The organism is Allobosea sp. TAB14 (assembly GCF_052113865.1).
Lineage (GTDB): Bacteria > Pseudomonadota > Alphaproteobacteria > Rhizobiales > Beijerinckiaceae > Allobosea > Allobosea spartocytisi.
In genome coordinates this window covers 17643-28106 of record NZ_JBFRDQ010000027.1, presented here as the reverse complement: position 1 = coordinate 28106, position 10464 = coordinate 17643, and the positions used below count along the sequence as shown (strand labels likewise).

Here is a 10464-nt window from a genome sequence, read left to right as displayed (position 1 = left end):
GATCAAGGAGGATGCCGAGGCCAAGAGCGCGCTGCAGGTCATCGTCGCCGCCGGCGGCGGCGAGCGCGACCATGCGGTGGATTCCGCCATCCTCACGGGATTGCGCGGCGCCAACGAGCCCGGCACCTATCTCAACGAGCACCTGATGGGCGATCTGCGCCCCACGCTCTTCCTCGCCCAGCTCTCCAACCTGCTCGCCGGCAACATCGCCATCGTCCATGGCGTCACCGGTCCCTCGCGCACCTTCATGGGCGAGGAGCAGGCCGGCGTCGACGCCATCCGCACCGCCCATGCCCGCATCGCTTCCGGCCAGTCCGACCTGATGCTGGTCGGCGGCGCCTATAATGCCGAGCGCCGCGACATGCTGCTGCTCTTCGAGCTCGGCGGCTATCTGCACCGGGGCAGCTTCGCCCCCGTCTTCGCGCGCGAGGAAGCTCCAGGCCTGATCACCGGCAGCGCCGGTGCCTTCCTCGTCCTCGAATCGGCCGAGCGGGCCGCCGCACGCGGCGCCAGGGTCTACGCCAAGCTCAGCCATGCCGGCGCGACGCGCAGCCGCCGCGCGCCCGGCACGGTCGAGTCGGCCCTGGCCGGGCTCGTCGGTGGCTTCGGCCCGCTCGGCGCCGACACCCTCGCCGTCTCGGCCGCGACCGGCTGCGCCGGCATCACGACCGAGGAGGCCAATGCGCTCGCGAAGGCTGCGCCATCGGCGAAGCGGATCGCGGCGGGCGATCTTGTCGGCCATAGCGTCGAGGCCGCATTTCCGGTCTCCGTGGCCCTCGCGGCCATCGCCCTGTCGGCTGGGCAGGCGAAGCAAGCGGTCGTCACCGGCGCCGGCCATTGGCGCGGCGAAGGCGCCGCGCATCTGGTTCAAGCGTGAGAGGTTGAAGCCATGACCACGCATCGTGATGCCAAGGGCCGCCCGATCGTCGCCGTTACGGGACTGGGCGTCGTCACCTCGCTCGGCCAGGGCAAGGAGACGAACTGGAAGGCGCTGACGGCCGGCCAATCCGGCATCCACCGCATCGAGCGCTTCCCGACCGAGGGCTTGCGCACCACGATCGGTGGCACCGTCGATTTCCTGTTCGACGAGCCCTTCACTGCCCCTCAGCTCTCCGAGAAACTGGCGACGCTGGCGGCGGAAGAAGCCGTCACCCAGAGCGGGCTCGGCACCTCCGGCGATTTTCCGGGCGAGCTCTTCATGGCCGTCCCGCCGGTCGAGATGGAATGGCCGCAGAAGCAGGAGATGGCTCAGGCCATCGAAGGCGACGTCGATTACGACGGGCTGCTGCGCGCGGCCGAGACCGGCAAGTTCCGCGCGATGCACGAGCTTTTCGTCTTCGGCGGCGTCGCCGATCATATCGCCGACCGCTTCGGAACCAAGGGCTCGCCGATCTCCCTCTCGACCGCCTGCTCGTCGGGCGCGACCGCGATCCAGATGGGCGTCGAGGCGATCCGCCGCGGCGATACCGAGGCCGCGCTCTGCATCGGCACCGACGGCTCGATCCATGCCGAGGCGCTGATCCGCTTCTCGCTGCTCTCCGCCCTCTCGACCCAGAACGATCCGCCGGAAGGCGCGGCCAAGCCCTTCTCGAAGAACCGGGACGGCTTCGTCATGGGCGAGGGCGCCGGTGCGCTGGTGCTGGAGGATTACGACCACGCGCTGGCGCGCGGTGCGACCATCCTCGGCATCGTCGCCGGCTGCGGCGAGCGCGGCGACGGCTTCCACCGCACCCGCTCGAGCCCGGACGGCAAGCCGGCGATCCTCGCCATGCAGGACGCGTTGGCCGATGCCGGGCTGACGCCCGACGACGTCGACTACATCAACGCCCACGGCACCTCGACGCCGGAGAACGACAAGATGGAGGCGATGAGCTGCGCCGCCGTCTTCGGCGAGCGCATGGCGAGCCTGCCGATCTCCTCGAACAAGTCGATGATCGGCCACACGCTGACCGCGGCCGGCGCCGTCGAGGCGGTGATCTCGTTCCTGACCATCGCCAACGGCAAGATTCCGCCGACGATCAACTATGCCAATCCGGACCCGGCGATCACGCTCGATGTCGTGCCGAACACCGCTCGCGACGCGAAGGTGCGCACCATCATCTCCAATTCCTTCGGCTTCGGCGGCCAGAACACCTGCCTCGTGCTGACGGCGCCTCCGGAGGCCGCATGACCAAGATTCTGGTAACGGGCGGCGCCAAGGGTGTCGGCGCCGCGATCGTGCGCGCGCTCGTCGCGGCCGGTCACGATGTCGATTTCACCTTCCGCTCCTCCGCCGATCAGGCGAAGGCGCTGGCCGGGGAGATCGCCACCGCCCATCCCGGCCGGGCGGTCAGCGCCCTGTCGCTCGACCTCTCCGACAAGGCCGAGCTCGACACCTTCTGCGAGGAGCGCGAGGGCGAGAGCTATTTCGGCCTCGTCCACAATGCCGGCCAGCCCTATGATTCGCTGGCCGCGATGATCGTGCAGGACAAGGCGGAAGCCGCGATGCAGGTCAATTTCTGGGCCTTCACCCGCCTCGCCAAGAGCCTGATGCGCAACATGATCCGCGCCAAGGCCGGCCGCATCGTCGCCATCGGCTCGGTCGCGGCGCTGCGCGGCAATCCCGGGAACGCCGCCTATGCCGCCTCCAAGGGCGCCCTGATCTCCTATGCCAAGACGCTCGCCGTCGAGACCGGCAAGCGCGGCGTCACGGTCAACGTGATCGCGCCGGGCTTCGTCGACACCGACATGATGGCCCCCTACGCCGCCTATCGCGACAAGATGCAGGGGCAGATCCCGGCTGGCCGCTTCGCGAAGCCCGAGGAGGTCGCCGGCCTCGCCGCCTTCCTGATGAGCGAGCCCGCCGCCTATATCAGCGGCACGGTCCTGCCGATCGACGGCGGGTTGACCGCCCAGCTCGGCGTTCACCGCTGATATCGACCGACAGGGCTGTTCATGTTAAGGTTCATCCTGAACCGGAGTGAACCGACATGACGGCAGCCTTCACCATCCGCCTCGACGACGAGGTGCTGGCCAAGCTCGACGCGTTGGCGGCCGACACCGACCGCTCGCGGAGCTGGCTCGCCACCAAGGCGATCGAGACCTATGTCGAGCTGAACGCTTGGCAGGTGGAGCAGATCAAGGCCGGCCTGGCCGAGGCGGACCGGGGCGAGTTCGTCACCGAGGCTGATCTTGATGCGATCGAGGCCGAGATACAGGCCAAGATCGACCGGCAATGAGGATCGTCTGGACGCCAAGAACGCAGCGCAATCTGCGCGACGCGRCACGCTACCTGACGCAATTCAATCCGTTTGCCGCGCTATCCATGATCCGTACGATTCGAGCCGCGCTGATGCAACTTCTCCACCACCCGGCCAGCGGCCGGCCTGGGCGCATCGAAGGTACGCGCGAGCTCCTCGTTCCCGGAACCTCATACATCCTGCCTTATCGCGTGCGCGGCGACGCTGTCGAAATCCTCTCCGTGATCCACACCTCCCGGCAATGGCCGGACCAGATCTGAAAGACGTCGAATCCTCATGCGCTCCCTCCAGCTCCATGGTGACCGCGATCTCCGTCTCGAGGAGATCGAGCCGCCGCCGCCGCCCGCTCCGGGCGAGGTGCAGATCCGCATCAAGGCCGTGGGCTTGAACTATCTCGACCTCTGGGGCTTCCGAGGCATGGCCTTCGCCAAGCGCAAGATGCCGCAGGCGGCGGGCGTCGAGGCCGCAGGCGAGATCGTCTGCGTCGGCGAGGGCGTGACCGGCTTCGCCCCCGGCGACACCGTCACCGCCTATGGCGCCGACACCTGCGGCCAGTGCAAGGCCTGCCGCGAGGGCCGCGACAATCTCTGCGAGAACGTCGCCGGCATCATGGGCTTCCATATCGACGGCTTCGCGCGCGAATTGCTGAACCGCCCGGCGCGCCTGACGATCAAGGCGCCGAAGGGCGTCTCCTTCGAGGACGCGGCCTGCGCGCCGATCGGCTTCGGCACGGTCCAGCACATGCTGTTCGACAATGCGAAGCTCGAGCCCGGCGAGTCGGTCCTCGTCCATGCCGGCGGCTCCGGCATCGGCACCGCCGCGAYCCTGATGGCGAAGGCGATCGGCTGCACGGTCTACACCACGGTCGGCGACGACGAGAAGGGCGCCAAGGCCAAGGCGCTCGGTGCCGACCACGTCATCAACTACCGCGAGGATCGCTTCGAGGGCGTCGTCCGCAAGCTCACCGGCCGCAAGGGCGTCGATGTCGTCTTCGAGCATGTTGGAGCCGACACCTGGAACGGCTCGCTGCTCTGCCTGAAGCGCGGCGGCCGGCTCGTCACCTGCGGCGCGACCTCCGGCCCCTCGGCGACGATCAACCTGATGCAGCTCTTCCAGCAGCAATACCGCATCACCGGCTCCTTCGGCTGCCGCATCGAGAACATCACGCAATCGCTGGAGAAGATGGCGGGCGGCATGAAACCGGTGATCGACTCGGTCTTCCCGCTCGCCGAATTCGAGAAAGGCCTCGACCGGATCGAAGGGCGCAAGGTCTTCGGCAAGGTCGTCATCGCCTTCTGAGACGGGCTCCCGGCCCCGCCGGAGACTTGACGCCAGCGCATTCCTGCCCCAGATCGCGCCTTCAAGGCCCGGTCTTGCTCTCGGCACGGGCGGGATAGGGCTGGCAGGACATTGAGACGGATCAAGGCTTTCGCCGCGCGAATCGGCGCGGCGGTGATGATCGGCGTGATCCGCACGCTGTTTGCGGGCTTGCGCCTGCTGGGGCCGGAGCGCTCCAGCGACCTCGGCGGCTGGCTGCTCAGGACCGCGAGCCCGCTCATCCCGGTCAACCGGGTCGCGCTCGCCAATATCCGCGCCGCCTTCCCGGAGAAGGACGAGGCCGAAATCAAGCGCATCGCCCGCGCCGCCTGGGAGAATCTCGGCCGCACCGCCGCCGAATACGCGCATCTCAAGACGCTGTTCGATTACGACTACCATAACCCCGATCCCAACTCGCGCGTCGAGGTCGTCGGCATCGAGCATTTCATCGCGCTCAAGGACGACGAGAAGCCAGGCCTGATCTTCTCGGCCCATCTCGCCAATTGGGAGCTGCCGGCGATCTGCGCGGCGGCTTATGATCTCGAAACCACCGCCGTCTTCCGCGCGCCCAACGATCCCGCGATCGCAGCCGTGGTCCACGAGATCCGTTCCGGCGCCATGGGTGGGCTCGCGGCGGCGAAGCAGGGCGCAGCCTTCGCCATGCAGGGCGTGCTGGAGAAGGGCGGCCATCTGGGCATGCTGATCGACCAGCATTTCACCCGCGGCGTCGTGGTGCCGTTCTTCGGCCGCCCGGCGCTGACCAACCCGATCATGGGCAAATTCGCCAAGCGCTTCGAATGTCCGGTGCATGGCGTGCGCGTCATCCGCCTGCCGAAGCAGCGCTTCCGCCTGGAATTGACGCCACCCCTCGACCTGCCGCGCGATGCGCAGGGCGAGATCGACGTCCAGGGCGCCATGGCGATGATGACGGCGGTGGTCGAAGGCTGGGTGCGCGAAAATCCCGAGCAGTGGCTCTGGATGCATCGCCGCTGGCGGCCCAATATGATTTCGGCCGCGGCGCTGGCGGAATTCGATCACACCCGCGCGACGACGCCTGTTTTCAAGGCAACGTGATTTCCAAATGAAGGCGAATGAGGGCTTTGGTAACCTCGTCAAAAGAAGTTGTCCGCAGAGTTCGATGATGTTCCCCGGCAAGCGCCTCATTGCTGTGACGATTGCGGCCCTCGCCATGGGCATCGCGACCGTTGGCGCGCAGGCGCCCGGCAAGCAGCCGAAGGCGCTGCTCGAGCTGTTCACCAGCCAGGGCTGCTCCTCTTGCCCGCCGGCCGATGCGCTGGTGATCGAGCTCGCGAAGGATCCCGACCTCATCGCCCTGACGCTGCCGGTGACCTACTGGGATTATCTCGGCTGGAAGGACACGCTGGGGAAGGACTCCTTCGCCAAGCGCCAGAAATTCTATGCCAAGGCCCGTGGCGACGGGCAGGTCTATACTCCGCAGGTCGTCGTCAACGGCTCCGGCCATCTGGTCGGCTCCGACAAGGACGAGATCCAGAAGACGATCCGCCAGCTCGCCCCCTCCGGCTTCCCGGTCCGGATCGGGCTCGAGGAGAAGAGCGGCAATCTCGAGATCAAGCTCACGCCCTCGGGCCTGGCAAGCGAGCGATCAGCCGGCGTCTGGGTTCTGCCGACGACGCGCCTGGCCTCGGTGCCGGTGACGCGCGGCGAGAACCAGGGCAAGACCCTGTCCTATGCGAATGTCGTGCGCGGCATGGTCCGCGTCGGCGACTGGGACGGCAAGGAAACCACGATCACAGCCCCGCTGAGCGCCACCCAGGCGCCGGAGGCGGACGGCTATGTCGTCATCGTCCAGACCGACCAGCCGGGAAAATACGGCATGATGCCGGGGCCGATCCTCGGCGCCGCGCGCGGCAAGACGGCGCCCTGAGCCAACCTCCTCGCTCCGCAGGAGCGCAGCCTCAGAGCAGGATCACCTTGTTCGGCAATTCGTCGACGTCACCGGGAACCGGCGGGACGTGCTGCGCCAGCACCGCGCCGACCGCATCCACTGCCGCGATGAGGCCTTCTGTCAGCCGGTCATCGCGCGCCGCTGCGAGCAGGGGCTCGATGATGCCATCCCAGGTCTTTTCATCGACCCGCCCGTCGATGCCGGTATCGACGAGGACTTCGGCGTAGCGCTCCTGCAGCGCCACATAGAGTAGCACGCCGGTGCGCCCCTTCGTCCGCGTCAGCCCCCGCGCCGTGAACTCGCGCAGCGCCGCGTCATGGGCCCGGCGCCGCTTGATGAAGCCCGGCACGAAGCGCCCGCCGCGACCGTACCAGAGCAGCACGCCGAGCAGGATGAGGGCGCAGAAGAGCTGGATCATGAAGATGCGCTGCGCGCTCATCGCCGTCAGCGAGATCAGCGGCCAAGGCACCAGCAGCGCGAGCGCCAGCGCCATCACCACCGGAACATTGCGATAGCTCGACGCGGCCCGGTCGATGACGACGACGATCTCGCCGGCCGTGTTCAGCTCGGCGCGGCGCACCGCCTCGGCGATCGCATCCCTGTCGGAGGTATCCATCACCAGCTCCCCGAAGCGCCGCCGCCACCCGACGAGCCCCCGCCGCCCGAGAAGCCGCCTCCGCCGGAAAAGCCACCGCCCGAACTCCAGCCCCCGCCGCCGCTCCAGCCCGAGCCGGATCCCCAGCCCGAATTGCCCGGCGGCAGCACGATCCAGCGGCCGTCACGGGTCCGGTATCGGCGCGCGCCGCCACTCTGCTGGCTCAGGCCCCGCAGGAAGGCGACGATGAACAGGAAGATCAGGACCATCGCGACGACGACGGCGATGTCCTCCTGAATCGTGCTCTCGTCAGAGCGAACCTCGGCGCGGCGCTGCCATTCCTCGGCGTCGCCCGCCAGGATGGTCAGGATGGCGTCGGTCCCGGCCTCGATGCCCCCGGCGAAATCGCCCGTCTTGAATTTAGGCGCGATCGCCGTGGTGATGATCACCTTGGAGAGCGCGTCGGTCAGCGCACCTTCGAGCCCGTAGCCGACCTCGATGCGGACCTTGCGCTCGTTGGGCGCCACGATCAGCAGCACGCCGTTGTTCTTCGCCTTCTGGCCGAGCTGCCAGTGCCGGTAGAGCCTGTTGGCGAAATCCTCGATCTCCAGCCCCTGCAGCGAAGGCACGGTCGCGACCACGACCTGGTCCGACGTCTTGTCCTCATGCGCCTTGAGCTTGTCCTCGATGCGCTGGCGCCCCTCCGGGGCGATGATGTTGGCGCCATCGACGACGCGGCCCGTGAGTGCCGGATAGGTCGGATCGGCGGCGAATGACGGCAGAGCGCAGAGCAGGAAGACAAAGAGCAGGGAAACACGACGCAGAACCCCTCTCCCATCCGGGAGAGGGGTTCCCCGCGCCGCTTGCGGCATGGCCGTCACAGCTTCAGAACTTCACCGCCGGCGGCCGCTCGGCACCGGCCGTGGCGGTGAAGGTTTCCATCGGCTTGGCGCCCCAGAACAGCTTGGCCCAGATCACGCCCGGGAAGGTGCGGATCTCGGTGTTGAAGTCCTGCACGGCCTGGATGTAGTCGCGCCGCGCCACGGCGACGCGATTCTCCGTCCCCTCGAGCTGCGACTGCAGSGCCAGGAAGTTCTGGTTCGACTTCAGGTCCGGGTAGCGCTCCACCGTGACGAGCAGCCGCCCCAGCGCGCCGGTGAGCTGGTTCTGCGCGTCCTGGTATTCCTTGAACTTGGCCGGGTCGCTGATGGTCGAGGCATCGACCTTGACCTGCGTCGCCTTGGCGCGGGCCTCGATCACGGCCGTCAGCACCTCGCGCTCCTGCGCGGCGTAACCCTTCACCGTCTCGACGAGATTGGGAATCAGGTCGGCGCGGCGCTGATACTGGTTCTGCACCTCCGACCAGGCGGCCTTCGCCTTCTCTTCCAGCGTCGGCACGTTGTTGTAGCCGCAGCCGGCGAGCGCGATGCCGAGAAGGCCGAGCGCGAACCAGGCCAGCGGACGGCGAAGCTGGGCGGAGAACGTCATGCCGAAAACCCCTTTTGGCAGCGTTGCAATGGTGTCGATTCGGACCTTACCTGTCGCGCCGCTCCGGTCAAAGCTGCCAGGGCGCGGCGAATGGCCTATGGTGGGCCGAACCCCGCCGGAGGCTTGCATGCGCTTCGCCCGACTGACCGTCTTGCCAGCCGCGCTTTTCGCCGCGCAGATCGCGATCGCGCAGCCTCTCGCCCCCGCGCCGGAGGCGGGAACCGGCCGGATCGCCAGGGTCGAGACGACCGCGCGGCAGTTCATGGCGGCCGCCGCCAATCCGCTCGCGGCTTCGGCCGGSCGCGAKATCCTGCGCGCCGGCGGCAGCGCSACCGACGCYGCSATCGCSATCCAGCTCGTKCTCAATCTGGTCGAGCCGCAGAGCTCRGGCATCGGYGGCGGYGCSTTCTTCGTTCATTGGGGCGAGTTCGACCGCAAGGTGACGACGCTCGACGGCCGCGAGACGGCGCCCGCCGCCGCAAAGCCCGACCGCTTCATGAAGGACGGCAAGCCGATGCCGTTTCGGGAGGCCGTGATCGGGGGCCGCTCGGTCGGCGTGCCCGGCACGCTCAGGCTGCTGGAGGAGGCGCATCGGCGCTGGGGCAAATTGCCCTGGGCCGGCCTGGTCGCTCCCGCGCTCAAGCTCGCGGAGGAGGGCTTCGCGATATCGCCGCGCCTCAACGGCCTCCTCGCCGGCGACAAGGATCTTCCCAAAAATCCGCGCGCCGCCGCCTATTTCTATGAGGCGGACGGACAGCCCAAAGCCGTCGGCACGATCCTGAAGAACCCGGCCTTCGCCGAAACATTGCGCGCCATCGCGGCACAAGGCGCGGATGCGCTCTACAAGGGCCCGATCGCCGAGGACATCGTCGCCACCATAGCGGAGCATCCGGGCAATCCCGGCGACATGACGCTTGCGGATCTCACGGCCTACAAGGTCGAGGAGCGCGAGCCGGTCTGCGGTGCCTACCGCGTCTGGCGGCTCTGCGGCATGGGGCCGCCGAGCTCGGGCGCCGTCGCCGTCCAGCAGATCCTCGGCATGCTCGAGCGCGTCGATCTCAGGCGGATGGGGCCGGGCCCCGAGGCCGCCCATTGGCTGAGCGAGGCCGGCCGGCTCGCCTTCGCCGATCGCAACCTCTATCTCGCCGACCCCGCTTTTCTCGCCGTGCCGGTGCGCGGCCTGATCGACCGCGACTATATCCGCTCGCGCGCTGCCCTGATCAGCCCGGAGCGTTCCATGGGCCGGGCGCAGGCTGGCGACCCGCCGCATCGGCGCGCCGGCTTGCTCGCCCCCTCCGAGGGCATCGAGCATGGCACCAGCCATATCTCGGTGGTGGATGCGGCCGGCAACGCCGTCGCGATGACGACGACCATCGAGGGCGGCTTCGGTTCGCATCTGATGACGAAGGCCGGCTTCCTGCTCAACAACGAACTGACCGATTTCAACTTCGCGCCGGAAGAGGACGGCAAGCCGGTCGCCAACCGGGTCGAGCCCGGCAAGCGCCCACGTTCCTCCATGGCGCCCACCCTGGTCTTCGACGCCTTCGGCCGGCTTTACGCGGTCGCGGGTTCTCCCGGCGGCAGCCAGATCATCGAATTCGTCGCCAAGACGTTGGTCGCCTTGCTCGACTGGCGCATGGACCCTCAAGCTGCCGCCGATTTCGGCAATTTCGGCAGCCGCAACGGCCCAACCGAGCTGGAGGCAAGCACCGAGGCGGAAGCCTGGAAGGCGGCTCTGGAAGCGAAAGGCCACAAGGTCCAGCTCATGGAGATGACCTCCGGCACGCAGGTGATCGTCAAGACGCCGGAAGGGTTCGTCGGCGGTGCCGACGGCCGGCGCGAGGGCGTGGCGATCGGAGACTGAGCGGGTTCATCACGCTGTCATATTCTCGGCGCGT

The 10464-nt window shown here is 68.0% G+C and carries 12 protein-coding genes; 9 read left to right on the top strand and 3 right to left on the bottom strand.

Features of this window, described 5'->3' with window-relative positions:
- The 8 genes from AB4Y99_RS06280 to AB4Y99_RS06245 all read left to right on the top strand — a co-directional run.
- Window positions 1-877: beta-ketoacyl-ACP synthase (locus tag AB4Y99_RS06280; protein WP_441522723.1), on the top strand; the 877-nt coding region annotated here is incomplete at its 5' end.
- A 12-nt stretch (window positions 878-889) separates the two neighbouring features.
- Window positions 890-2170 (top strand): beta-ketoacyl-ACP synthase, encoded by a 1281-nt coding sequence (locus AB4Y99_RS06275; protein WP_113254770.1) that lies wholly within the window; start codon window positions 890-892, stop codon window positions 2168-2170.
- Window positions 2167-2913 (top strand): SDR family NAD(P)-dependent oxidoreductase, encoded by a 747-nt coding sequence (locus AB4Y99_RS06270; RefSeq protein ID WP_441522722.1) that lies wholly within the window; start codon window positions 2167-2169, stop codon window positions 2911-2913. The genes AB4Y99_RS06275 and AB4Y99_RS06270 overlap by 4 nt, the downstream gene beginning before the upstream one ends.
- Before the next feature lie 56 nt (window positions 2914-2969).
- On the top strand, window positions 2970-3218 hold the full coding sequence (locus AB4Y99_RS06265; protein ID WP_113254772.1) for a CopG family ribbon-helix-helix protein: 249 nt from the start codon (window positions 2970-2972) through the stop codon (window positions 3216-3218).
- The gene (locus AB4Y99_RS06260; protein ID WP_441522721.1) at window positions 3215-3499 is read left to right on the top strand and encodes a type II toxin-antitoxin system RelE/ParE family toxin; all 285 of its coding nucleotides are present in this window, start codon (window positions 3215-3217) and stop codon (window positions 3497-3499) included. Before AB4Y99_RS06265 ends, AB4Y99_RS06260 begins: the two co-directional genes overlap by 4 nt.
- Window positions 3500-3515: 16 nt before the next feature.
- Window positions 3516-4538 carry a zinc-binding dehydrogenase gene (locus AB4Y99_RS06255; RefSeq protein WP_441522720.1) on the top strand — a complete coding sequence of 341 codons (1023 nt, stop codon included), beginning with the start codon at window positions 3516-3518 and terminating at the stop codon, window positions 4536-4538.
- Between the two features lie 111 nt (window positions 4539-4649).
- Window positions 4650-5630, top strand: a complete 981-nt coding sequence (locus AB4Y99_RS06250; RefSeq protein WP_441522719.1) for a lipid A biosynthesis lauroyl acyltransferase — start codon at window positions 4650-4652, stop codon at window positions 5628-5630.
- A gap of 64 nt (window positions 5631-5694) precedes the next feature.
- Entirely contained in the window at window positions 5695-6462 is a 768-nt protein-coding gene (locus AB4Y99_RS06245; RefSeq protein ID WP_441522718.1) for a DUF1223 domain-containing protein, read from the top strand.
- A gap of 31 nt (window positions 6463-6493) precedes the next feature.
- On the opposite strand, the gene AB4Y99_RS06240 is transcribed toward AB4Y99_RS06245, so the two are convergent.
- Genes AB4Y99_RS06240 through AB4Y99_RS06230 form a run of 3 tightly spaced genes read right to left on the bottom strand, consistent with a single transcriptional unit; the run spans window position 6494 to window position 8566 of the window.
- Window positions 6494-7099 carry a TPM domain-containing protein gene (locus tag AB4Y99_RS06240; RefSeq protein ID WP_162720246.1) on the bottom strand — a complete coding sequence of 202 codons (606 nt, stop codon included), beginning with the start codon at window positions 7097-7099 and terminating at the stop codon, window positions 6494-6496.
- On the bottom strand, window positions 7099-7950 hold the full coding sequence (locus AB4Y99_RS06235; protein WP_441522717.1) for a TPM domain-containing protein: 852 nt from the start codon (window positions 7948-7950) through the stop codon (window positions 7099-7101). The genes AB4Y99_RS06240 and AB4Y99_RS06235 overlap by 1 nt, the downstream gene beginning before the upstream one ends.
- A 13-nt stretch (window positions 7951-7963) precedes the next feature.
- Window positions 7964-8566: a LemA family protein gene (locus tag AB4Y99_RS06230; protein ID WP_051987414.1), complete on the bottom strand. Its 603-nt coding sequence runs from the start codon at window positions 8564-8566 to the stop codon at window positions 7964-7966.
- Between the two features lie 127 nt (window positions 8567-8693).
- Between AB4Y99_RS06230 and ggt the strand changes: the two genes are divergently transcribed.
- Window positions 8694-10430 (top strand): gamma-glutamyltransferase, encoded by a 1737-nt coding sequence (gene ggt, locus AB4Y99_RS06225; RefSeq protein WP_441522716.1) that lies wholly within the window; start codon window positions 8694-8696, stop codon window positions 10428-10430.
- Window positions 10431-10464: the final 34 nt, after the last annotated feature.